This is a genomic window from Lysinibacillus sp. FW301-JW8, from assembly GCF_058788755.1.
In genome coordinates, this window is record NZ_JBYTBB010000016.1 from 59,546 (window position 1) to 83,177 (window position 23,632).

At 35.2% G+C, this 23,632-nt stretch carries 21 protein-coding genes and 2 pseudogenes; 11 read left to right on the forward strand and 12 right to left on the reverse strand.

Annotation, left to right across the window (positions count from 1 at the left end; all coding sequences use genetic code 11):
• Nucleotides 1–64: 64 nt before the first annotated feature.
• Both AC3WOM_RS08995 and AC3WOM_RS09000 read right to left on the reverse strand, forming a co-directional pair.
• Nucleotides 65–487, reverse strand: coding sequence for an SACOL1771 family peroxiredoxin (locus AC3WOM_RS08995; RefSeq protein WP_492446292.1), 423 nt, complete (start codon nucleotides 485–487; stop codon nucleotides 65–67).
• 418 nt (nucleotides 488–905) lie between these two features.
• The gene (locus AC3WOM_RS09000; protein ID WP_492446293.1) at nucleotides 906–2,516 is read right to left on the reverse strand and encodes a Na/Pi cotransporter family protein; all 1,611 of its coding nucleotides are present in this window, start codon (nucleotides 2,514–2,516) and stop codon (nucleotides 906–908) included.
• Between the two features lie 255 nt (nucleotides 2,517–2,771).
• Between AC3WOM_RS09000 and AC3WOM_RS09005 the strand changes: the two genes are divergently transcribed.
• Both AC3WOM_RS09005 and AC3WOM_RS09010 read left to right on the forward strand, forming a co-directional pair.
• On the forward strand, nucleotides 2,772–3,344 hold the full coding sequence (locus AC3WOM_RS09005; RefSeq protein WP_427545530.1) for an NUMOD4 domain-containing protein: 573 nt from the start codon (nucleotides 2,772–2,774) through the stop codon (nucleotides 3,342–3,344).
• Nucleotides 3,345–3,847: 503 nt separating this feature from the next.
• Nucleotides 3,848–4,549, forward strand: a complete 702-nt coding sequence (locus AC3WOM_RS09010; protein ID WP_427545528.1) for a ZIP family metal transporter — start codon at nucleotides 3,848–3,850, stop codon at nucleotides 4,547–4,549.
• Between the two features lie 170 nt (nucleotides 4,550–4,719).
• Here the strand turns inward: AC3WOM_RS09010 and AC3WOM_RS09015 are convergent, their stop codons facing one another.
• Nucleotides 4,720–5,778: an S-layer homology domain-containing protein gene (locus tag AC3WOM_RS09015; protein WP_492446294.1), complete on the reverse strand. Its 1,059-nt coding sequence runs from the start codon at nucleotides 5,776–5,778 to the stop codon at nucleotides 4,720–4,722.
• 277 nt (nucleotides 5,779–6,055) lie between these two features.
• On the opposite strand from AC3WOM_RS09015, the gene AC3WOM_RS09020 reads away from it, so the two are divergent.
• Entirely contained in the window at nucleotides 6,056–6,697 is a 642-nt protein-coding gene (locus tag AC3WOM_RS09020) for a hypothetical protein (protein ID WP_492446296.1), read from the forward strand.
• Nucleotides 6,698–6,888: 191 nt separating this feature from the next.
• The gene (locus tag AC3WOM_RS09025) at nucleotides 6,889–7,788 is read left to right on the forward strand and encodes a 3-hydroxyacyl-CoA dehydrogenase (RefSeq protein ID WP_492446317.1); all 900 of its coding nucleotides are present in this window, start codon (nucleotides 6,889–6,891) and stop codon (nucleotides 7,786–7,788) included.
• 799 nt (nucleotides 7,789–8,587) lie between these two features.
• Here the strand turns inward: AC3WOM_RS09025 and AC3WOM_RS09030 are convergent.
• On the reverse strand, nucleotides 8,588–9,085 hold the full coding sequence (locus tag AC3WOM_RS09030) for a GNAT family N-acetyltransferase (protein ID WP_492446297.1): 498 nt from the start codon (nucleotides 9,083–9,085) through the stop codon (nucleotides 8,588–8,590).
• Between the two features lie 88 nt (nucleotides 9,086–9,173).
• On the opposite strand from AC3WOM_RS09030, the gene AC3WOM_RS09035 reads away from it, so the two are divergent.
• Complete coding sequence (locus tag AC3WOM_RS09035) at nucleotides 9,174–9,734, forward strand: DinB family protein (RefSeq protein ID WP_492446299.1); 561 nt, start codon at nucleotides 9,174–9,176, stop codon at nucleotides 9,732–9,734.
• A 75-nt stretch (nucleotides 9,735–9,809) separates the two neighbouring features.
• Here the strand turns inward: AC3WOM_RS09035 and AC3WOM_RS09040 are convergent, their stop codons facing one another.
• Nucleotides 9,810–10,658 carry a pyridoxamine kinase gene (locus AC3WOM_RS09040; RefSeq protein ID WP_492446319.1) on the reverse strand — a complete coding sequence of 283 codons (849 nt, stop codon included), beginning with the start codon at nucleotides 10,656–10,658 and terminating at the stop codon, nucleotides 9,810–9,812.
• Between the two features lie 178 nt (nucleotides 10,659–10,836).
• Between AC3WOM_RS09040 and AC3WOM_RS09045 the strand changes: the two genes are divergently transcribed.
• Both AC3WOM_RS09045 and AC3WOM_RS09050 read left to right on the forward strand, forming a co-directional pair.
• Nucleotides 10,837–11,388: an ECF transporter S component gene (locus tag AC3WOM_RS09045; protein WP_492446302.1), complete on the forward strand. Its 552-nt coding sequence runs from the start codon at nucleotides 10,837–10,839 to the stop codon at nucleotides 11,386–11,388.
• Nucleotides 11,389–11,516: 128 nt separating this feature from the next.
• Entirely contained in the window at nucleotides 11,517–11,957 is a 441-nt protein-coding gene (locus tag AC3WOM_RS09050; RefSeq protein ID WP_427545514.1) for a cell wall hydrolase, read from the forward strand.
• A 313-nt stretch (nucleotides 11,958–12,270) separates the two neighbouring features.
• On the opposite strand, the gene AC3WOM_RS09055 is transcribed toward AC3WOM_RS09050, so the two are convergent.
• The 5 genes from AC3WOM_RS09055 to AC3WOM_RS09075 form a co-directional block, all read right to left on the reverse strand.
• Nucleotides 12,271–13,752 (reverse strand): DUF7309 domain-containing protein, encoded by a 1,482-nt coding sequence (locus AC3WOM_RS09055; RefSeq protein WP_492446305.1) that lies wholly within the window; start codon nucleotides 13,750–13,752, stop codon nucleotides 12,271–12,273.
• Between the two features lie 581 nt (nucleotides 13,753–14,333).
• Nucleotides 14,334–14,789, reverse strand: coding sequence for a hypothetical protein (locus AC3WOM_RS09060; RefSeq protein ID WP_492446307.1), 456 nt, complete (start codon nucleotides 14,787–14,789; stop codon nucleotides 14,334–14,336).
• A 140-nt stretch (nucleotides 14,790–14,929) separates the two neighbouring features.
• Nucleotides 14,930–17,077, reverse strand: coding sequence for a DUF262 domain-containing protein (locus AC3WOM_RS09065; RefSeq protein ID WP_492446308.1), 2,148 nt, complete (start codon nucleotides 17,075–17,077; stop codon nucleotides 14,930–14,932).
• Nucleotides 17,078–17,098: 21 nt separating this feature from the next.
• Nucleotides 17,099–18,796 carry a DUF262 domain-containing protein gene (locus AC3WOM_RS09070; RefSeq protein ID WP_427545506.1) on the reverse strand — a complete coding sequence of 566 codons (1,698 nt, stop codon included), beginning with the start codon at nucleotides 18,794–18,796 and terminating at the stop codon, nucleotides 17,099–17,101.
• 349 nt (nucleotides 18,797–19,145) lie between these two features.
• Nucleotides 19,146–19,331, reverse strand: coding sequence for a hypothetical protein (locus AC3WOM_RS09075; RefSeq protein ID WP_492446311.1), 186 nt, complete (start codon nucleotides 19,329–19,331; stop codon nucleotides 19,146–19,148).
• A 355-nt stretch (nucleotides 19,332–19,686) separates the two neighbouring features.
• Between AC3WOM_RS09075 and AC3WOM_RS09080 the strand changes: the two genes are divergently transcribed.
• The 4 genes and pseudogenes from AC3WOM_RS09080 (at nucleotide 19,687) to AC3WOM_RS09095 (ending at nucleotide 21,790) form a co-directional block, all read left to right on the forward strand.
• Nucleotides 19,687–20,973, forward strand: a complete 1,287-nt coding sequence (locus AC3WOM_RS09080; RefSeq protein WP_492446312.1) for an IS1096 element passenger TnpR family protein — start codon at nucleotides 19,687–19,689, stop codon at nucleotides 20,971–20,973.
• 115 nt (nucleotides 20,974–21,088) lie between these two features.
• A pseudogene (locus AC3WOM_RS09085) lies at nucleotides 21,089–21,325 on the forward strand (transposase); the annotation flags it as partial.
• Between the two features lie 50 nt (nucleotides 21,326–21,375).
• Nucleotides 21,376–21,534, forward strand: coding sequence for a hypothetical protein (locus tag AC3WOM_RS09090; RefSeq protein ID WP_492446314.1), 159 nt, complete (start codon nucleotides 21,376–21,378; stop codon nucleotides 21,532–21,534).
• 34 nt (nucleotides 21,535–21,568) lie between these two features.
• Nucleotides 21,569–21,790, forward strand: a complete 222-nt coding sequence (locus AC3WOM_RS09095) for a septal ring lytic transglycosylase RlpA family protein (RefSeq protein WP_492446321.1) — start codon at nucleotides 21,569–21,571, stop codon at nucleotides 21,788–21,790.
• Between the two features lie 290 nt (nucleotides 21,791–22,080).
• Here the strand turns inward: AC3WOM_RS09095 and AC3WOM_RS09100 are convergent, their stop codons facing one another.
• On the reverse strand, nucleotides 22,081–23,019 hold the full coding sequence (locus tag AC3WOM_RS09100; RefSeq protein WP_427545540.1) for an alpha/beta hydrolase: 939 nt from the start codon (nucleotides 23,017–23,019) through the stop codon (nucleotides 22,081–22,083).
• Between the two features lie 300 nt (nucleotides 23,020–23,319).
• A pseudogene (locus AC3WOM_RS09105) lies at nucleotides 23,320–23,556 on the reverse strand (alpha/beta hydrolase); the annotation flags it as partial.
• Nucleotides 23,557–23,632: the final 76 nt, after the last annotated feature.

A 23,632-nucleotide genomic window follows, 5' to 3' on the forward strand; every position in this document is an offset into this window, starting at 1 on the left:
CAAATATTCAAAATGCTAATTAGTGAAGTTCGAATCGAAATACCATCATTTTCGCTTTGAATCTCTAAGCCTGCAGAATCTGTACATGGCATTCAATTTGAACATTTCCCTTCAATGCCTTGCTGATCATACACGTCTGTTCTGCCTTTTCGGCTAAGCGGTAAATTCTTTTTAGTTCACGTTCAGAGAGACTTTGTACTTTAATACTTGGCTTATGGACAATTTTTTCATAGGTAAAAACACCATTGGTAACATCGACAAAGCCCTCAGCCTGCATAGATAGATCTAGCACCTCTATCTTTGAATTTTCTAGTAAAGCAGCCAGTGTAATTAAATAACACGTAGCTGCTGCACCCAGTAGCATTTCATCCGGATTTGTACCAATTCCTGGTCCATTCATTTCCCGAGGAATAGAAATGTTCGTGTGTAGATTAGCAGCAGCAATTTCTCCCTGCCCATTTCTACCCTCTGCCCATTTTAACTGCATATGAAATACATGTTGAATTCTAAAAACCTCCTTTTGATGATGCCTGTTCAAATAACTTCTTTGCAGTTTAGCTTAGCAGATTTTCATAACAATGTGGTCACCTACTTTAGTGCAACTTGTAATGCAGTTCCCTGAGTGATCATACTTTTATTGGCGTAATTTTCTTAGAACCTGAGCGTTTTTTCCTCTCAGCCGAGCAGTTTTCTCAGACACCCGAGCGATTCTCCCGCTCAGCTGAGCAGTTTTCTTAGACACCCGAGCGCTTTTCCCGCTCAGCTGAGCAGTTTTCTTAGACACCCGAGCGCTTTTCCCGCTTACCAGAGCAATTGCTTTGGATACCCGAGCATCTTTCCTTTCTGACTTAATTGCAATAAAAAAATGCCCGCACTCTTTGCATAAACAAGAGTCGGGCATTTTTTTATTCTGTGGCAGCAACATTCTTTTCTGTTTCAGCATGGCGGTTTTTTTTCGTTGCTGTTTGATATTCTGCTAAACGTGCTGTTGTACGCCAATAGTGATAGACTAGGCGATCGATCCATAGAAGCGCTTCCACTTTCGATACTGCTGTCTCTAACTCTACAACATTTTCAACAGAATGCTCGAAATAGGCATTTCGTTTATCTCGTCGCACAGCTGCCATCTCTGATGATGTTTCCATTAATAGAACGGAAATTTCAGGCAAACGTTCATCTTCATCGATTATTGCTAAAACTTCCTCAAGTACCTCCAGCCATTTTTGTGTTAATGCAGATTGCAGCTGGAAGGCGCTTGGATTTTGTTCTCGTAATGCCTTTGTCAAACGAAGCAAGTGATCAAGTGCATGTAACAGTGAAATATGCTTATGACGATCCTTCGTGGCAGTCGATTGGATAGCATCCATAAACAGGCGTGTTTTTTCAATAGCATCATCAATCAGATTTAATTTACTTTCAGCTTCTGTTGTCATCTTTTTACTTCGAATAAGGGATACGATTACTGTTGTTAATTCCTTTGTGATGTCCTGTAGTGTATTAAAGGAAACCTCTACAGCTACCCCAGGAATTTTTGCCACACTATCATCCAGATTACGCGTTAAATGATTACCCTTCTCTGGTATCATTTTTTCAATAGCCCTCGCAAACGGTCGGACAAACGGCACGAAAATAATGGCACCAATTACACTAAATAAAGTGTGAAAAACAGCAATACCTAATGTTTCATCAAAGCTGCCATTAATGAATGTCGTCACATTTTTCGTTAATGCAAACATCAATGTTGCACCAATTGTAACAATAATTGCTGTGGCGACGTTAAACAGGACATGCGTCATCGCTGTACGTTTTGCAGCAGTAGACGCCCCAATCGCAGCAAAAAGGGCTGTTGCAGTAGTTCCTATGTTTTGACCAATTACTAAATAGGCCGCCTGTTCAAAATCAATGGCTCCTGCATATAAAGCGGTTAAAGTGGCCGCAATTGCTGCACTTGAAGCCTGCATAATCACTGTCATGATTAGACCCAGCACAATTAAAATAAGCTGACCACCTATAGAATCCGCCTGAAATGAATCGAATGGAATTTTATCCTGAACAGATGCCATTCCTCCTTGTAATACATCAATACCTAAAAATAGTAAGCCAAAGCCTGTCAAAAGCCCGCCTATCGCTTTAAAATCACGTGGTGCTAATAATTGCACAAAGACACCGAGTGCAATAAAAGGTAATGACATTGTCTGCATATTAATTTTGAAGCCAATAAGTGAAATAATCCATCCTGTGCTTGTGCTACCTATATTTGCTCCAATAATGACACCAATTGACTGTATAAAGGTGAGCAGTCCAGCACTTACAAAACCAATTGTAATCAGAGTTGTTGCAGTAGAGGATTGAACAATCATTGTCATCAATGTACCTGAAAGAACCGAACTAATTGTTCCTCCTGTAAATCGATTCAACCATTTTTTTAGAGCATCCCCTGCAAGCTCCTTTAAACCGTTAGTAAGCATGGTCATCCCAAGTAAAAATAAACCAATGCCTCCTAATACATTTATCAAACTCCTAACACTCCCTACAAAATATAATGAATTGTTCATCATATGCAGTTAAACCATAGCTAAACCCTTTATGATGAACCTATATAATCAAACATTACTTAATATTACCATTATTAAAATTAAGAGGGTAGCAAACATTTCTTTTCTGATGCAGTTTTTTTCATAGAAGCTCTATCTTCTCACTGCTGATTTATAAAAACATTGACATTAAATTTATGGTAGAATAGAAAAAATGATTTTTTAGGAGATTTAATGATGATATTAACTAAGCAGCAAGCACTACAAGCACTAAATAAAAACAAATTTATCGGTTTTACTATTACAACAGGAAATATTATTATAAAAAAAATTAATAAAACCGATTACAATATATTCGTTTTTGAGGAAGAGAAAGAGAAACCTACGCATTATATAGGCTCTATTATGAACGTGATGGCAACAATGAGTGACAAAGCTTCTCAAAAGGATTTTGTTGTTGTGGATCAGCTCCCAGCACAACAGGAAGAAAAGGAAGAAACAAAAGATGAAAAAAATGCCGATTGCAATGAAGTCAGTCGTATGATTTCTGGATATGATAGTTTATATGAAATAACACAGAGTGGTCGAATTATTTCTGTACGTGAAAATCGCCCATTAACTCGATGCAATGATGAGTATGGCTTCCATATTGTCCGCCTAACAAAGGAAGGTACTGCAGCTAGTCATAATGTCTTTGAACTATGGCAGCAGGCATTTCCGGAGCTTGAACAAACTGCCTTTAAGGGTGCCTTAAAAGCAAAATATGGCACAGGCTGTAAATTAATAGATAAACCAGGTATTCACTTTTAACAGGAATATCCTCAGTGAAGCAGCACTGAGGATATTCCTGTTTTTATGTAAAAGAAGGAAAGCTTAATTGCCTTCCCAGCATTTTTATGGTTTAAGAATTACTTTTATACATTCATCCTCACGATTATTGATGATTTGATATGCTTTACTTGCTTCCTCCAGTGGCAGCTTATGTAATAATCCCCCTTGATTCCTACCCCTTTATAGAAATGCAAATCTGATTCATAGATGTAAAATTTACTAAAATATCATCCTTCTTTTTTTATTCGGATTCTTCTACATTTTTTACCTGTATATCTTTTATACCTTAATAGGGTTACTTTCCTCATGATGCATTTTCATCTATGAATAAATTATGTATTCAACAATCACTTTGAAATTTAGGGGCATTCACTTATTCGCAAATTAGGACCTTCTTCTTTTAAAAGATACGATTATCATATTCATTTCTACTTAGCATATATTTTGTAATACGCTGAAAGTTTAGGATGAGGTGAAGAATTTTGCAGTTGAGTGCAATGGTACTTGGTGGTTTTCTTTTTTTTAGTATTAGCATAGGAGGAGCGATTGCCTGGGTGTTCTCGAAGCTTTTTCAGCATACATCCCAGGGCTTATCATTATTATGTGGCGGATTTCTTGTTGGCATACTAGTACTTGATATTGTTCCTTCTTCTTTTCACCTATATCAAGCATTTGGTCTAATCCTTGGCATTTTTATTGGTTATTTTATTTTTCAAATACTTGATACTATCTTTCATACCTCCCACTCGCAAAACCCTTCTGTCACTCTGCTAGCAATTGCTATGATCATTCACACCATTCCCATTAGTCTTACTGTGGGAAATTTACTAGGGAATGCGGCATTAAGTATTACAATTACAGCTTCTATTATTTTGCATCACCTACCAGAAGGCTTTGCACTTTCAACTGCACTACTATCCCAGGGAGAACGACTATGGAGACTTTTTCTTTACTTCATCGTATTCTCTATTTTCTTTAGTATTTTCATATGGATTGGTCAATACTGGGATTTATCTGAAAAAGCACAGGGGGTATTAATGGGAATCTCAATTGGCTTAATTGCCACTACAAGTATATCTGAATTTATTTTGCATCATATTCGTTCTGTCACACTAAAGTCCTTGATAATTTATGTTTTTCTAGGCTATTTATTAAGCTATGTATTCCATACTTTAATTGAATAAAAAGAGGCTGGGACAAAAAGAAAAAATGTTAGATCGATTGTATCTCGGTCTAACATTTTTTTGATTTAAGAAGAATCAATCAACTCAGTGAAACGGAAAATTTATTATCCATTTTCGTTATTTTTCAAAATAATTAAGTTCTGTCCCAGCCTCTTCTTTTTTATTTAAAACTATTCTTCTTCACCTGCTAGCAATAATGTCAGCGATAAAATTTTTGAAAACTGCGCACGTGTAAGATTGCCCTTTGGATTAAATTTACCATTTGCCCCATCGATTATGCGTAATTGCTGTAAAACACTGATTGCTTCCACAGCTTCCTTACGCATTTGATCCTTATCTGTAAAGGTGTTATTCTTGCTCACTTTGCTTAAATCAAATTCAATTGCTTCTAGGTAGCTAGCTGTTACATAGGCCATTTCCTCACGCGTAACAGGTTTATTCGGCTCAAATTTATCTCCATCAAAAATATCAATTAAGCCATACTCCTCTAAAATAGCAACCTCTTTTGCACCCCAGAAGCCATTCAAATCACTATATGTAGCTGGACTCTCATAATCCTCATTAACATCAAATCCTGCGGCATTGAAAATCATTGAAGCTAATTGTCCACGTGTTACCTGTCCATTTGGATTAAAGGTTGTAGTAGAAGTCCCTTTAATAATATCTGCTTGATAAAGTAATTGGATATAGCTCTCAGCCCAATGTCCGATTGTATCTGTGAAATAACCACCTGGTTTTAATTCCATATCTGCACGACTAAATACCATCATCATATTATTTAAGCCTTGTGCGTCCAATGCTTCCCATTTCCCAGCTGCAAACACTTCCGCTTTGAAGCTATTACCAGATTGAGTAATTCGCATTTGTATAGCGTCACCAAATAATTTTTTAAATCCTTCAATCTCTGTCTTAAATGCCTGTTCCCCTTCTGGATATAAGTTTGTTCCATCTGTATAGGATTGCATTATAGCTGCTAACGAAATCTTCACTGTAATACTATTTGGTGTTGATACTAAAGTTAGCTCATCACCTAAAACTGCCTTCGAGAGCAAAAATATTTTGTAAACATCTTGATAGGACATAGATTGCAGTTGATTAGTTGCGGCTACAATTTGTTTAGGATGAATAATGCTACTAACCTCACTATTTTCTTGCGCATTTGCCTGTAAGTCAAAGCCTCCTGTAAAGCATGCAATACTAAGAGCCCCAGCTAAAATTGTTTTTTTCATTCCTCTTTCTCCTCTCCATTCTTAAAGTCAGTGTACTAAAACAGTAGTTAGTAAATCTATAAAATTATGTAAATTATTCAAAATTCTAAAATAGTCCTATATTTTAGAATGGTGTGAATGTAAAAAGTTAGTGTATTATAGTAATCTTTGGCTTGTCTATATATGTAATGTATCTAGATTATAATTTCAAATATAGGATTATTTTGCTATTATAATTGTAACATTAACTGTCATATTGGAATGACTACATATTATTAAATGAAAGGGAGTTTAATACTTGATCAATATATCAGCAGTAATATTTATACTAAGCGGTTTAATAGCTGCGATTTTTCTGCTTCTTGCCATTTTTAATTTTATAAAATTGGATAAAATCAAAGCTGTTAAAATGTTAAAATTTACAGGCATCTCAATCGTCATTTTTATTTTGTCTTTTATTGCAGTAGGAGAACTATCACAAAATAATGCTGAAACTTCTGAAAAAGAGAAGCATGAAGAAAAACCTGTAGCGAAGATTGAGACAGTAGACGATGGCACTTGGCAAGATAAAGTGAAAGAGATTGCTGCGCTTAACAATACTTCTACTGAAAAATTCGATACTATCGTAGCTTACGCTAAAAAATATCCTTCGACAAAGGCTGAAATTAAAGAATTTGAGAATTACATAATAGCTGAATATACAAACAAAGAATATTTAGCTGATATAAAAGATGAGACCTATTTATTAGGCAATATTTTTAAGGCATATGTAATTAATAGATACTATGGGGATGAAGAAACACCTATTAATGATTTTGTCTATGGATTTTATCAAAATTCTAATAATGTTTTGAGAGGTATCGAATCAAGCAATAGCAATACAATTAAATATAATGAACGCCAAATGGATAAAGCGTTAGCAGCCATTGAAAACCCATGAAATGTCACTTTTTTTGTGGCATTTTTTTTATGAAAAGGATTTTAAAAGCCAAATTCTTTATATCATTATAATAAATGAGTCTTTCATTTGATTTTTTTATATCGGAAGAAGTAGTATGTAGTTGTAACAAAAGAGGCATTACATATCCACACTATTATATTAATGTAATAATATCGGAGGAGGAATTTATGATGAATTATCAAAACATTGCAGTTGCAGGTAGCGGAGTATTAGGTAGTCAGATTGCCTATCAAACAGCTTTTAAAGGCTTTAATGTAACGGTTTACGATATTAATGATGAAGCTTTAAAAAATGCGCAAGATCGTATCACAAAATTAAAACCATTTTATCAGCAAGATTTAGGAGCAACACAGGAAGAAGTAGATGCGGCATATGCACGACTAACATTTAAAAGCGATCTTGCGGAAGCGGTTTCAAATGCTGACCTTGTCATCGAAGCAATACCTGAAGTGATCAAAATTAAAACTGAATTTTACACTAACCTTGGCAAAGTAGCTCCTGCAAAAACTATTTTTGCGACAAATTCTTCTACTTTATTGCCAAGCCAATTCGCTGAAGCAACTGGCCGTCCAGAAAAGTTTTTAGCACTTCATTTCGCAAACACAATTTGGAAAAACAACACTGCTGAAATTATGAAACACCCAGGCACAGATATGAAGGTATTCGACGAGGTCGTAGCATTTGCACGTGCAATCGGCATGGTTCCGCTACCATTATATAAAGAGCAGCCAGGCTATATTTTAAATTCATTACTCGTACCATTTTTAGATGCGGCTGAATCACTATTAGTCAAAGAGGTAGCAGACCCTGAAACAATCGATAAAACGTGGATGATTGGTACAGGTGCTCCACTCGGTCCATTCGCCATCCTAGACATTGTTGGTATTAACACTGCTTATAACATTGTGGAAGCGAAAGCAGCAGCGTCAGGCGATGAAAATATGAAAAAACTCTCTAACCTGTTAAAAACGGAGTATATCGACAAAGGCAAACTCGGCCGAGCAACAGGCGAAGGCTTCTATAAATATCCAAACCCAAGCTTCGCAAAACCTGATTTCTTAAAAGGCTAATTATCAAACGATGCACATAGCTATAAACGCTGTGCATCGTTTTTTCTAGGCTTGAGTTGCTATGCATGATTTCAATCTCTAGATGGCTTTGGAGCAAATTAAATCGGATCTCACATTAAATTGATCGGGTTTGCCATTTTTTGATCACCTTCTATAACAAACTGCTCAGGTCGACTCACTAACTGATCCGCTTTCACCACAAACCGCTCGGGTCGACTCACTTATTGATCTGCTTACACCTCCAACCGCTCAGGTCGACTCACTAACTGATCCGCTTCCACCACAAACCGCTCGGGTCGACTCACTTATTGATCCGCTTCCACCACAAACGCTCGGGTTACCCATTAAATTGATCGCCTTCCAACCCAAACCGCTTGGGTTACACTATAAATTGAGTGGCTTTTACCACATACTGATTGGCTATAGTTTTTTTGATCAATTCCTATCACTGGGAGCAACGTTTCCCTAAATTTCTATAACAGATCCTAGTTATACGCATAATATAAACCAATACAAAGAATTACCGATTGGAGGAATTATTATCAGCAGTAATAAAATTGCATCGACCAATGTTGTACTGACCATCCTGCTTTTTTTAGGCATCACATATTATTATTTTTACAACCAATCACCCATTCAAATTGAACGTTTAGGTAATGTTGGATATTGGCTGGCTTTCCCATTGTCCATAATTAATATACTGGTGAGTTTTAAGCTGCTGAAAAATAAGGCACGTAACACTCAAGACTCCTTATAACCCGCAAAACTCCAAATTGCAGTGAAATTTGGAGTTTGCAATTTAAAGAAATAAAATCATATAATCCTCATCAACATATTGCTGACCTACTTTTAGTGCTCTTTTTTCTGTTCCAAAAACCTCAAATCCCAAAGAAGTATACAACCTTTTTGCTGAGGTATTTGTAGACACAACCGTTAAATTAATCTGCTCAATTCCCTCTAATTCCTTTGCCTTATTGATGATTTCGACCATTAAATATCTACCAATACCATGCCCACGCATTTTTGGAGAAACATAAACAGCAAAGATACTCGCTTTATGCCTTAACTTCTGCTTACTTTCTTGTACTAAAGATGCAACACCCACTAATTCTTCGTTGTAGAATGCTCCAAATGTGTAAGAACCCTGTGATTCTAACCTCTTTGCAAATTGCCCAGGAGTAAAATCTTTTTCCTCCTCAAAGCTAGAACCAAATGCCTCTGGATTAATTTGTAGCCCATCTAATCTTATACCTTGATATATGTCAGCCTCTGCTGCACTTAACATTCTAATATCCATGCTTTTTCCTCCAAAAAATCTATTTTATATGTACATCCGCAACCCTTTTCCCTAAAATGGAAATAACAGCAAAAAAGGAGAACTTACAATGAAATCTATCAGTATGTTGAAGCATTTTCATACCCTACAAGAGCAAAGATCTCATTATATCCCTTCCATTCATGCACTCTCACAGAAAGAACTATGGTATCGAGGCGAGGATGGGAAATGGTCTATTGGTGAACACTTTTACCATCTTTATTTAATCCTTAGAATGCTTAAAACAGCAACTACATGTTCCCTATTCCTCACTCCTTACGCAAAAATGCGAAGAAATAAGCCCTTCGCCACAGAAATACATGATATTTATGAAGAATATAAACATAAAAAAGGGAAAGGTATGAAGGCTCCAGGAATATTAGTACCACCTAAGAAAATACGATTTACCTTAAGCAGTAAAGATATTGAGCAATTCTTAGTTAACGACACAATGGCTATGAAAAAATTCGTGAAAGATATCGAGGAGGATGTCGCAGGGCATATCATTTTCCCAGATCCTATTGCACATTATCCAAATCTTATTCAAGCTATTCAATTACTTGCTATACATGAAAGGCATCATTTTGACATTACAGAAAGATTGATTGGAGCTAATAGACTATTAACTTAAGCATTTCATGTTTCGAAGTGACCTAAAAAAATCAATGCAAAGTCAATTTTTTTAGGTCATCTCTATGTAAAATCTCTAAAGCAGCAATCGCAAAAACTTTTCAAAATGCACGCCTGCCTCACGCGGAACTTGCTCCTTAGATGTTGTGTCAATAGCAGCAGCTAAAAATGTCTCCGCAAGCTTCATCGACTTCACTAAATCTTGTCCTCGCATCATGCCACCCATAATAACGGATGCAAACAAATCACCTGTGCCTGAATAACTTTCACCATTATAATCGCGGATACTATGAAAAGAACGCTCTGCATCGACATACATATTGCCCACATAACGCTTGCCTTTTTCTACTGGTGGTGGATTCAAACCGGTAATTATAACGTTCGCCCCAGTCATCTGCTGAAGCTGTTGACCTGCGTCCTCAAGTGCCTGAATATAATCTAAATCATTGTCATAACTCTGAAGCTTCTCATACGCTAAACCAGTAAGCAAGCAGCATTCTGTAACATTTGGCGTAATAATATCAGCACACTTTACTAACTCTTTCATACGATTAAGTAGCTCACCGGTAAACATTTTATAGACCTCGCCATGATCACCCATCACAGGATCTACAAGCAACGTCGTTTCGTTTGAGTGAAACACATTTAAAAAACGAAAGATATTATCAATTTGCTCCTTACCTGTGACAAAGCCTGTGTGAATACCATCAAAGGTTGCACCAAGCTTGCTCCATTCATCCACAAAGTAGTCCATCCTTGACGTTAAATCCTCACAATAAAAGCTCGAATACCCTGTTTGAGCAGTTAAAATTGCAGTCGGCAAAGGCACTGCCTGAACACCCATCACAGATAGCACAGGCATCGCAGCCGTTAATGAGCACTTCCCAAAGGATGACATATCCTGAATTACAGCAACTTTTTTCATCATACATTCCACCTAACTAATCATGCTTATACTCTCCACATCGTATCACAATTAGAAAGCAGCGAAAATAATCTTAATCTGACCCCTAACTTTTTTATAAAATTGGCACTTTCACAACAGTCAGTCCTTTGCTAAAGTAAAAATCATCAAAATATTCATCATAGTGAGGAAGATACAGATGCAAAATATACAAAGGCAATCCTATACAAAATCTCGCACTAAAACATTTGATTTAGTGATTACAGCCATTTTAGCAGCATTGGTTTTCGTGGCAACAATGTTTATCAATCTTAAATTGCCGTTCGGTCAAGGTGGGCTTATTCACTTAGGTACATCCATGCTTTTCATCAGCGCAATTTTATTCGGTCCTAAAAAAGGCGCACTTGCTGGAGCAATTGGAATGGGCTTATTCGATATCGTAGGCGGTTGGTTAATTTGGGCACCAACTACTATTATTTCGCGCGCATTACAGGGCTTTATCGTTGGTAAAATTGCTTGGTCAAAAGGATATAAAGGTGAAAATATTGGATTAAACATTTTAGGAGCAGTCGTGTCAATGCCTGTGATGATCGCCGTTTACTATATTGGGCAAGCAATTATGTTTAATAGCTGGATTGCACCGTTGGCATCCATTCCCGGAGATGTCATTCAAAACATTGTCGGCTTGATCATCGCCATCCCAGTATGTATCGTGCTAAAAAAAACACCCTACTTTAAAAGAAATTTTTAATGGTAACACGCCATTCTGCTGTCTTGCTCACAGTATTGATGGCGTTTTTTATATAAAACAGGGCAAATTTCAAGATAATGTGAAATTAGCCTCTGCCTTTTTCATACTATATGGTGGAGGTGGTAATAATGCCAAGAGTAAAATACCGCGATGCAGATGTTGCCTTAATGGCTAGGATGATGAGGGCTGAGGCTGAAGGTGAAGGACAGCAAGGAATGCTATACGTGGGCAATGTTATTGTAAATCGAGCTGTTGCATCTTGTTTAGACTTCAACGATGTTAGAACAATCGAGCAAGTCATTTACCAGGTACAAGGAGGAAACTTTTCGTTTGAAGCCGTACAAAAGGGCAATATGTTTTACCAAAGAGCGAGAGAAACTGAAAAAAGATTAGCGAAACAGAACTTAGACTACTGGCGACAACATCCAGCAAAATATGCACTTTGGTACTTCAATCCATATGCCCCATGTCCCCCAACTTGGTATGGCCAACCGTTTACTGGGCAATTTAAGAACCATTGTTTCTATGAACCAGCTCCTGAAACTTGTGATAGTGTTTATATGGGGTAGGATCTTATTTTTGATTTATAGTGCCAAATTTTAGTGGGAACTACCACCTGAATAATTGGTGTTCCCTTTTTCTTATCTTAAAATTATTTCATTGTTTTTAAATTTACTTTCGGAACTAGTGGTATTTTATTCTTCTGCATGAGAAAACACTTTCATTTTGATATGCTCCCCATTAGGTAGACAGATGAAAAAATACAATCTGTTTATTTAATGGGGAGTATATCACCGAGAATTTATTTTTCATGCTTACAACGACCATTTTAAAAACCACACATTTCTTACTAATGTCAGAAATGTGTGGTGTGGTTATTCACTATTCTTCAAAAAGATCCATCGGCATAGTTTCCATAAATTCCCTCAATTCTCGAATACCAGGAAGCTCACTTTCTACAAGTTCTACACCTAGAATTTTCGCAAGCGGTTGAAGCATCGGTCTTACCTCTTTAGAGACAAATATTTTACTTGGTCTTACCTCTAAGCCTTGTAAATATGCCCATAAAATGCTTTGTGCAATTGGTGGCGTTTTAGGCATAGGGAACATTTCGTGTCCAATCACCAAATTGCTTCCTCGTTCAACAAGCATGCCAACAATCGGAAAAACAGTGCGGTTGATTTGTTCCATTTCTACACCAAAAGGCATGTAAAATAAATCATATTCTAATTGTAACGCACTTTTAGGCTTTTTCTTATATTGTGCTTTCTCAAACATTGAAATTTCCTCGTAGCACTCGTACGTTGGCTTTGAGACCTGAAGCTTCAAAATATAAATTTCTTGTAAATTGCCATCCATTTGCACTTTAAACGCTGGATATTCATGTGCAGCTACCTGCGGATATTGCCAGCCAGCCTTCCGAGCCTCTGTTATATTAATCATCGTATCTACGATATCAATTAAAAGCTCTACCTCTGAATAGTTTGGCATTTCAGGATGCGTCCCCTCCTGATAGCTACGGAATTGAATCCAGTTCTTCTTTCCTCTATACGATAGCCCACAATCTTTTATGAGCTGATAATCTGCTGGTTCTAACTCTTCTCTATCAACATAATTCACAGTTAAAGCATTTAAACTATAAGAAAAATCACTTGATAAATTTTTTTCAAAAAGAATTTTTGCTAAGCTAGCATAACCATATTCCATATCAAAAACCATTAATCCAAACTCTTCACCGGCAGCTCCCATAACAGAAACAAGTACCTTGAAATCCACATCTACATAGTCAATAACAATAATCTCATCATTCTCTAAGTATTGCCACGGCTTTAACTTTTTTAGGTCATTTGTAAGCTCCAATAAAGTAAGATAATCTGGTTCCTGGCTTTCTAGAAAATCTACAAAACTTTCTACATCTTCCCTCACCGTTATCCGTTCATTGATTTCCTCGATATTAATCTTGCTTAATTTTCCTGTATGAATATCACCTGCTCCAGCGATACATATAGCTTTTTCTGAATTCATTGGTAATTGAACATAACTATCTAACCGAATAATAAATGATTCATTGGTATCAATAACTTGTGCAATCGCTTCATCACCAGACTTTCGAAACCATTTAATGACCAGCTCATCCTCTGAGTCTAAATCCGTGTCATTTACAGGTAAAAATAATATCTTTTCTTTATTCACAGATACTTGTCCATCTTTTTTAATCATTTCAAAATCAACATAATCCGAATCATCCAAATCAAAGCTTAGCAATAAAAGCTCATCTAATAAATCAAATCTACTTTCCTCTGGTAACAAAAGCTTTCGATAGATTTTCGGCTTTTTCTTACTTTCTATATGCAGTTGTATCATTATTTAACCTCTTTTCTATTTGTTAAACTGTTGGGATGAAATCATAGCTTAATCTGCCTTCGTCGTCACCAAAAGAAATAAACCTGCTCTCCATTGGTACCATCCACATTGTGAACCACCTTTTAATTATTTCATTGATTATATTTCCGGGCTGCAAGATTCTATATCCTATCTGTTGCCATGCACCTCTTTATCAGCTTTATAAATTAAATAGCGTGGTTGCAAGAAAGATAGTCAAAAAATACTTTCTTGATAATTAATATATCATGCTTTATTGATAATCAAGAAGGTCTTTGATATTTGCAAAAACTTCCCTTCAAATAATAATATATAAATTATCCCTATGCACACTACCTAAATGATAATTCTTAAGACTTTGCTACTATATATTTTCTAAAGTTCAATTCGTTCACCATTTTGATAGATTCGATCTACTTGTAGATTTAATAAAGCTTTGACAATAAGTGGGAATCCCTCGAAATGTTTAGGGGTGTGGGAAAGCAGAATTGCATCTGTCTTTCCCACACCCCTTCTATTTTGAATCTTACAAATTCTTTATCATTTCATTCATTCTATATTAATTAATTCTCTTCGATAAACATTTTATCTGCAATAGATGTATCTTTAGTAAGCCAGAAATTTTTATAAAAATCGCTCAACTCTAATTGAATGTATCCAATTTCATTAATCTTATAATCTTCTCCTACTAGATATCCCCATTCTATCGTTAGCTTATTAATAAAAAGCTTATATAATCTCAATGATAATTCTTCATATTTTTGCACACCACAAACATGAATTTTACCGTGTAAATCCTTTATTGATTTATTTTCTTGTATCCAATGCATACCAAATAACTCTTCTACTTCTTCAATAGGTAATAAATTATAAAAATTATTGAGTGTTTTATCTTCTATTTGTAACTTCTTTATTAAATCTGAATTATATATTTTGATATGGTAGCGATAATAACCTCTATGATTGTCTCTCATTCTTTGAAATTCTGATTTGCCATAACGTTTCTTGTAAAAGGTCAATGAAATTTTAATTCCTCCTCATCCCTCAGCTCTTCACTAGTTCTGAACGTCTCTACAATATCCTAATTGATTCGTACCTCAGTTTCCTCTATATAGTTATTTATTTTTATAAAAATAAATAACACTTAATTTACCTGTTTTTATACTTTTACAAGCTGCTTATTTAATTTCTCCAACCAATTAAATACTTCAGCAACAGTTTCTAATTCTTGAACTAACGTCCACTCTTGTTTGACTTCATCATATCGTTCTATAACGAATTTCACAGCATTAAATGTGATACCATATTCATCGGTAATGAGCATGTATTTATTTGCATAATCAGCACCAACTGAATGTATATACTCAATATTTAAATCCACAAATTTTTCAAGGCTTTGTAAGTATAAAGAATACGTTCTATATTCAGCACAGTAGCCATTCGTTGCATTCGTTTTTAACAATAAAATGACACCATCATCTAGCTTCCGAATATTTCGATTTTCTCCACAATACTCCTTAATAATTTCTGGGTATAAAATAAAATCTGTTCGCCAATCATTCCCAGTAAAATTCGCAATAATATCATTTAATGTATTGTCTACAGGGCTAACATCTAGAGCATCGAGTATCTCCTTCAAATAACATACGTTTTCCTCACGTAAATAGCGTTTCCAGCTGTAATCACGATCAAAGTTATCTCTTAAAAACGTATGATTCCGCCCGATTTTCAATAAATAATCACCTATGCAAAGCAATGCACGTGATAATAAAGTAGTGGACACTTCCAATCTTTTCTCTCCAAAAATACGCTTCGCCTTTTCAAAATATTGCAGAAAGCTCTTTTGCCTATCTTGATGATCAATCACCTGATAAACTGTATTGTCAGCAATATCACTAAATTTTAATAAAAAGCTTATCTCTCCTAAAAAATATGGATAATCCTCTACTTTTTCTATTAATGGTTTCCAATTAGAATCAAGCGCTTTTAGCATTGCTTTATTTATTTCTTGCTGTATCTGACTTTGATAGAAGCCCTCTAATTTCATATAACCTGAGGCTAAATGCGCATCAATATTATCGACATATTCCTTTAAATTATATAATGCTATAATCGACAAACGATATTCCGATACATTGTTATAAAGCGTGTTTTCAGTCACATTTCGAACATAGCGAAGCCATTTATTTAATGAATCCGCCTGTAATTGCTGTGCATATTTTACATAGATAACTAAGCTGTATAATTGAATTCGCTCTGTATATGTAACCTGGTCTGATAAATTTCGCTGGAATAAAGCCTCTACATCTATTAATTGGGCATCTGCCAATGAAATAAGCTGCTCAAACTTATTTAAAAAGAGTGCCATTTCCTGCATCCAATCTGAAGCATTTAATTTAGCTGCCTTCAAATCAGTATCTAATAAGGCTATATCATTCTTTTTTAAAAATACATCTAGTATTTCTGTAGATGCGGATTGGCTTGCTACTTGATTTGCCAACATTGTTTTTATCAATTGATAAAAGGCTATATCATACTCTTTTTTGGCGTAACGCCACAATAAATCCGTCCATTTAGTATCTATTTGGATAAAAAAATCCTCTACCTGCTTCAGTGGAATTACTTGTAATTCTTGAATATAGCCTTGTAAACGTGCCTTAAAAATTTCAAATATTGTTAATGGCTTTCCACGCGCATTCATTTTAATATAGAGTGAGTCCTCCAAGTTGAATTTATCTAAATCAATAAAATAAAACTGGATTGTATCACTTTCTAATTGATTTAAAATGGGCTGCTCATATTTTTTATGAATAGCATCAAGCATCACAAGTGACGATTGAACTGTCGGGTCCATTAGCCAACGCTCAAAGAAAGTTGCTTCATTTTTTAGCTGCTCGCTAATCGTTTCCTTGTTAAAGTCTATTTTTTGAATCGTTGTTAAAAACTCAAAAAAATGCTTACTATGCTGTCTTGTTTCATAGGAAAATTTCTTAAATATTTGGTGATACTCTTTCATTTTATTTTCACGTTGCACCACATACCAATGTAATAGATATAATGTAGTTAGCCGCTGTTGCCCATCTAAAGGAGCAAAATGCTGCTCCTCATCTGTTGTGCCATATATAAAATCCAACAAAACAGGTTGGCGCTCATGTAAGCTTCTAAACAATTGGTTTAAAAATTTTTCTCGCACTTCTATAGCTCTCGAATTATCCAAGCCTTGTACATAATCTCTTTGAATAATTGGAATAACAATTTTGTATGTATGAATCAATTTCCAAAAAGTATATACTTCTGCTGTATTCAAACTAGATAACACCTCTTTCGTTTATAAAATCGACTGTAATTCGGTTTCAATTGCTTTTAAATACTCATCACGATCCTGTTTAGACCAATAATTCATATTTTGAATGTTATTACTATAATACTTTAAAAAAACATTTTTCGTACAAGGCGGAATATATGTCCCACTTCTATCTCGCAAAATAATTTCTTTACGTTTTATTGGGAAAATCGCATTTTTATAGGAGCGATTTGTTTGACGATCTAACAGCGTTAAATTCGAGAGCCCATTGATATTAAAATTATCATCACTAAATAAGCTCTCCACTGTTAAAAGTAAGTCCTCAAAGCCAGTCGTTTCCTTCTGGGCAATAAAATCCTTCACCCTTTGTTGTAATGTCAGATCTGTAATTAATCCTTCAAACTCTCCTAATAATGCATTTTGTGCTTCCTTTTCATTAGGTAGCTTACTTTGCAACGCATGAATATGTTCAATATCCCATTCCTCTGTTTTATAGCGTTCAAAATCAAAAAGCTGATTTGACTCTGAATTATTTTGCAATGTAAATATATTGAATAACAATAATGTATTAGCAATTTCCTTTTTATTTTTTGTACAATCCAATTTATCTAAGCTAATATTATGGAAATAACCTGCTATTTTATCTAGTAAAAAATGTTCAAATTGATCCTTATTCATCTTTAAAAATGCTTGAAATAATATTTTTAGTGATACACCCGTTGTTAATAAATACCCTACATAATGATAAAACATCCGGTTTTCATACCATTCCAATAGAGTCTGATACACTTCAAAAATTCGCTTCCAGAGATTTTTAATTACTGTTTCCTTTGAAACTCCCTGTGCTATTTCAGCCTCCATGATTTCATTAAAAACATGGAATGTATGATATTGATCCCATTGTCCATCAATAGTATTTGTTAAGCTAACGACAAGCTCAAAAAGCCATTCAATTCGCGTAGAATATTGGTGTTTACTATTGTTTTGCAAAAAAAACCAAAATTTATCATTTTGCAGGCTATATTCTATCTGATCCCATTGGTTCGATATCTCTAGCTGCTTTAACTGAAGATATTTTTCATCGCTATTGCTATCAGCTAAATGAGTGCTACTTAAAAATAAAGCCTTAATCAGCTCGGCATCATTCAATAGAATCTTCCCACTATTCGTACGAGAAAACAGCTCAATTGGATCTGTTTTCTCATCAATTTCATACCAGATTACCTTTACATTTGCCTTAAGAATTCCAGCAAATTCAGAAATATCATCCGCAAGCTTTTCTTCAATCCAAGCGTCAATTGTTTGATATGCCGTAAGCATATAATAATAATCAATATTATCAACATCTGTATCACTTTTCGTTGTAATATTCTCTAAAAAATCTGCACTCTCCTCACGTGATTGATAACGCAGCTTATATGGCTCATTTTGTCGCTTCATATATGTTGTAAACACCTTTAATATTAAATAAATGGTTGTTAAACGCTGCTGACCGTCGATGAGCTCCCACTGATTTTTCACCTTTTTCACTATCACAGGTTGTAGCCAATATATCTCATCACGTGATTGTTTTTGCAGCATAAATTCATACAGGTCCTCCAGTAATTCTTTTACCTGAATACTAGTCCATCTGTACCCTCTTTGATATGTTGGTATATAAAATGAGTCTTCTAAATTCATTAACTCCCGGATATTTTTACTAGTTAATAATACTTGCTGCATAACTGCACCTCCCCCAATTAATATAATAAATTCTCCATATGTATGAATATTCCTTTTTTTCTTATACTAGAAAAAGGAATGTCTCAACTATGAAATAACAAGAAGCTAATTTTAATTCATTTGATTATCACTCACTTTAACCATCAGTTCTTGAGAAAGCACCTTCATTTTGTATGTCTATCGTACCTGTATATGCTTCTCTTTTATTTGCATAGTTGATTACCAGTGCCTTTTTCAAGCAAAAAATACCCAATACGATAAGTAGATTTTATTCAGTCTATCTTATGGGAACTTATATAATCTTCTGTTACTCTTTTTATTTCTTCAGTTCCAATAATCACTACTCCTATTAGCATTCAGGCATAGGTATGGAGGTAGAGGCAATCACATGGAGTAAATCAGAAGAAAGCGTATTTTGAGACAGCTTTTTCCCTTTACCAAGATTAGTGGGCTTTTCTGCATTATATGGAATCATCCATGATCGCTCATATTTCTTCGCATTTGCTATTCGACCCTCCGCCAGCAATCGTTGCACTTGCCTGATCGATACTCCTCATTTTTCAGCGATTTCTACGGTGGATATATATTGCATTCAATACCCTCTCTTATTGAAAAATTATAATATCATTGTAGTCGCTTGAACGACGTCTTACAATGAATGATATTAATTATAATGGCAGGGTTTACTTATCTCCTGTAACCTTATAGTGAAGAATTATGTAATAGTCTTTGGAGAAGATATGGGGTATTTAGTAAGGAACAAAATGAAGATTTACAGCCAACAAAGGGATTTTATATGTACAATAAAATAAGCTTGGTCCGCATGACTTACATCATACACATTGAATATTGGTCACCATAGTAAATAAAGAGGATGAGGTGCTTTATTAATGAATAGAGAAAGAGGATTGACGATGACAAATACTACTAATATTATAATCATAGACAATTATCCGACAACCATCACAACGGATTTTCTCGAATTTCTGCATTATATAGAAAATATTGAGACTAAGTTAACGAAGACAACGCAGCAAATTACTCGGAAAAACCTTGTAGCAATGTATGGGCTTATGTCTGAGCCTAAGTTAAAGGTTAATGAAATGAGCAATCAAAGCGATTATCCATTATTACATTTATTTTTTCATCTAGCCATGAAATTAGAGCTAATCCAGAAAAAAGTGAAGGGCAGCGCAGTTGTTGCAGCCATCCAGAAAGAAAATATGACTGTATTCAAAAGCCTGACAAAATCTGAACAATATGTCTCATTACTAAACTGTTTTTGGTTAAAAGTGGATTGGTCTGAAATAAAGGGTAGTCATTATCATCAAGAACCTTACAATGTCCCTTTTCTAATAAGCTATTTAGAAGAGTTTCATATACAGAAAGAACTGAAGTTGCTTAAAGACCGTGAGTTAAATAGATTATTGTATGACTATGGATACTTCCTATTGTATTTTAGTTACTTTGGATTTTGGCATGTCGAGCTGGATGAAGAGCAGAGAAAAGAAAATCGCTATAGAGCTAAATCAGTTATATGCATGCCATTATTTAAACAATTAGCAGCTGCCTTACTTGAAGGATGGGAGCAGAAGGAGCAGAATGACGATGGTTTCCTATTTAATATGGGAATGCTATTTGACTTCGACATGATAGAGGATGAAAAAGTAGAGTTGGACAAAACAAATGATGCTATGCCCCAAGCCTCGTTCTTCGACTTATTACAGCCATTATTTAAAGAGGGAGAATTGAAAAAGATCTTACACGATATTAAAAAACCAATAGTGGCAGGAGAATATTTATTGAAGGTAGCTTTGAATAATTCTTGCTGGCGAACAATACAACTATCTGAAGCTCATACATTATTAGATTTACACCATTTAATTCAACAGGCATTTGATTTTGATGATGACCATTTATATGCCTTTTATATGAATGGAAAAAAGTTCAGTAAAGATTATTATAATTCTCCAAGAGATATTGAGGGACCTTATGTCAATAACATAAAAATTGGGGACTTACATTTATATGAAGGTCAGAAATTTCTTTATTTATTTGATTTTGGCGCTGAGTGGGAATTTTTCATTACGGTCATAACAGTGACAGAGGGTAAAGAAGGTACGCAGGCTTGCATTCGACAACGTAAGGGAGAATCCCCGGATCAGTATGCCTGGTGATGTTTGATAGAGATATATTATGAAATAATAAATAGTGGTATTGATTGATTTTTGCTTTACAGAAGAAAGCTCATGGATTGTTGGGAAAGGTTTGGCTTTCCTGATACCCCATTGCATAACAAATGCTTTATTGGCAGATATTACGTATATCCATACAATACATGATGGTTGGTGTTATTTGGCATCGGTATTAGATTGTCACACAAAGAAAATTGTTGGTTATAAATTCGGTCGTAAAATGACGGTTGATTTGGTTTTAGAAGCATTTGATAACGCAGTAGCAGAGCAAAATCCAGCGCCAGGACTCATTGTACACACGGATTTAGGTTCTCAATATACAAGTGAGGCTTTTGACGACCGTTAAGTTTAACGCAATAAAGACTTCAAGAAGACGAAACAGATTTGCCAGTTATAAAACCAGGTATGACAGTGGTCTATGATGCTTTAGGTGCACCAATAGTAGTTGTTCCAGAAAGTAGAGAATCCATTAATGTTGAAATGAAAGAAATTAGTCCGTTTACAAGAAATACTTCCTTTAGCCGCAAAAACAGAATCGGGTAAAGTTTCTTGGTTTGATATTCGGGCAGAAAATTCTATAGCATCTGGTCAAAAAGCGGATGATGGTGCAGCTCATAACTCATCACCTTTTAAAACATCTGTTTCTGTAAAATGTAACGATAATTCAAAAACTACAACAGTTAGGATTTTAGCTAGAGGACCGTATGTAAACGGAAGAATTTTAGATTTGTCTAAACAATCATTTCGTAAACTACATACTACAAGTACGGGGTTATTTAACGGTACGATTAGTTATTAGTTGGAATGGTTAATAATTCTTTCCGTTTTTCATCTTATTAGCTGGTTTTTTGACTGTTGTTGTGTCCAAGTCCATTTTCTTCACCTCTCGTATTTTCACTCACTTCTTCTCCTATCGTTAACTCTCTATTGGGCTGCCTTAACGGGCCGTTAAGACAAGCATATACGACGAAGTTGAACTCACTGTGACGTTAATATGAACCGAGTATGAACAAGCAAAAAAATGCCACATCATCATATGCACAGTGAAAAACCGCCCCAAAGGACGGTTTTCATATCACTTATGAACACTTACTTTGCTTCTTTCATAAATTCTCTAAAGTTTTCAGCGATTTCTTTGAATTGAGTATGGTGTAAATAATGTGATCCCTCCATTGAGATCATTTTTCCATGTACAGAATCTTTTACTTGCTCTTCATGCAGTGGAATCCATCCTTCTACGCCTGCATTATTCGCTTGTACAAAGAGAAGAAGAGGAAGATCATTAGGGAACGTCAAGCCTTGAGCCCCTTTAAAATTAGAAGATATATGTTCCATTTCATTCAAGGTAGTGGCATTATACATGTTTTTATTCGAAATCATTTTCATTTGCTCTACGGTTTGAGCATCAAACGCTAGTCCAGCATAGGGGTCAGCACTTACTTTCATGATCAATCTTAAGAGACCTGATTTTTCGACAAATGCAAACGTTTTTACTGGTAATTCAACATCCATACCCGGTTGTGTTGGAACACTGCTATCGATTCCGACAAATGCAGTCACCTCGTCTGGATATTTATTCACATATTCAAGTCCGTAGATACCTGTTATGGAGTGGCCCATTAGCGTAAATTTATCAATATCAAGCTGCTGTAGAGCTTCATGAACTTCACTTACTATATTCTCAGTGCTTCGTTCTTTATCTGTTTCATCACTTAATCCATATCCGAAAGGCTCAATCGCGACAACTTTGTAAAATGGAGATAATTCATCGATAAGCAGCTTAAAATCAAGTGCTGGTGTCGCTGTTCCATAGCCAGGTAGGAGCACGACGGTTTCTTCTCCTTCGCCTTGAATGAAGACATTCATATTTTTTCCGTCTACTGTTACAAACTGACCATAATATTCTATTTTTCCTTGTTCCATTTTATTGCAAACAATATTAACTAGAAAAACAATAGCTAGAAAAAGTACTATGACTACAGCTAAAACTGCTATTATTTTACCTATGATGGTTAACGTTTTTTTCATTATGTTTGCACGAGGTTGTAGAGTGGCAAGCTCGTTTTCTACTTTATACTCGTGCCTCCCCCCTTTCATTATTTATATGTATCTCCAATCCACATCCGTGTATTCCGGCTACCTTTACAAACCGTTAAGTACAGCCTATACAACGAAAGTGTACTCACTATGACAACAATATGAACGGAGTATGAACAAACAAAAAATATTATAGCGTCTAATGCTGTGGAAACTGAATCGTAGCATGGAGAATGTGGCTTAGACAATCTAATTGATAAAACTATTACAACAATTGTGACGGGAATTTTTTCAGTACACTTGTTTTATTTCGTCCATAAACGCCCTGAAATTTTCTACGATTTCTTTTGCTTTGGTACGATATAAATAATGATTCCCTTCAAATGTCATCACTTTCCCGTGTACAGCATCTTTTATTTGTTTTTTATGCTCTGGTATCCATCTTTCAGTTACTTTATGATTCGCTTGTATAAAGAAAATAACGGGTAGATTTTTTGGGAATGATAAATTTTCAGCTGCTCTAAAATGGCTCAACACCAAAATCTGTTCTTGCTAAAAAAGAATACAAAAAAACATCTGTATCCGCTAGAGTTGAGAGTACGAC

Coding starts and splice junctions, on each gene's coding strand:
- AC3WOM_RS08995 (WP_492446292.1), bottom strand. CDS start 487: ATGCAGTTAAAATGGGCAGAGGGTAGAAATGGGCAGGGAGAAATTGCT.
- AC3WOM_RS09005 (WP_427545530.1), top strand. CDS start 2,772: ATGATATTAACTAAGCAGCAAGCACTACAAGCACTAAATAAAAACAAA.
- AC3WOM_RS09015 (WP_492446294.1), bottom strand. CDS start 5,778: ATGAAAAAAACAATTTTAGCTGGGGCTCTTAGTATTGCATGCTTTACA.
- AC3WOM_RS09025 (WP_492446317.1), top strand. CDS start 6,889: ATGAATTATCAAAACATTGCAGTTGCAGGTAGCGGAGTATTAGGTAGT.
- AC3WOM_RS09030 (WP_492446297.1), bottom strand. CDS start 9,085: ATGGATATTAGAATGTTAAGTGCAGCAGAGGCTGACATATATCAAGGT.
- AC3WOM_RS09035 (WP_492446299.1), top strand. CDS start 9,174: ATGAAATCTATCAGTATGTTGAAGCATTTTCATACCCTACAAGAGCAA.
- AC3WOM_RS09040 (WP_492446319.1), bottom strand. CDS start 10,658: ATGAAAAAAGTTGCTGTAATTCAGGATATGTCATCCTTTGGGAAGTGC.
- AC3WOM_RS09045 (WP_492446302.1), top strand. CDS start 10,837: ATGCAAAATATACAAAGGCAATCCTATACAAAATCTCGCACTAAAACA.
- AC3WOM_RS09050 (WP_427545514.1), top strand. CDS start 11,517: ATGCCAAGAGTAAAATACCGCGATGCAGATGTTGCCTTAATGGCTAGG.
- AC3WOM_RS09055 (WP_492446305.1), bottom strand. CDS start 13,752: ATGATACAACTGCATATAGAAAGTAAGAAAAAGCCGAAAATCTATCGA.
- AC3WOM_RS09070 (WP_427545506.1), bottom strand. CDS start 18,796: ATGCAGCAAGTATTATTAACTAGTAAAAATATCCGGGAGTTAATGAAT.
- AC3WOM_RS09080 (WP_492446312.1), top strand. CDS start 19,687: ATGAATAGAGAAAGAGGATTGACGATGACAAATACTACTAATATTATA.
- AC3WOM_RS09100 (WP_427545540.1), bottom strand. CDS start 23,019: ATGAAAAAAACGTTAACCATCATAGGTAAAATAATAGCAGTTTTAGCT.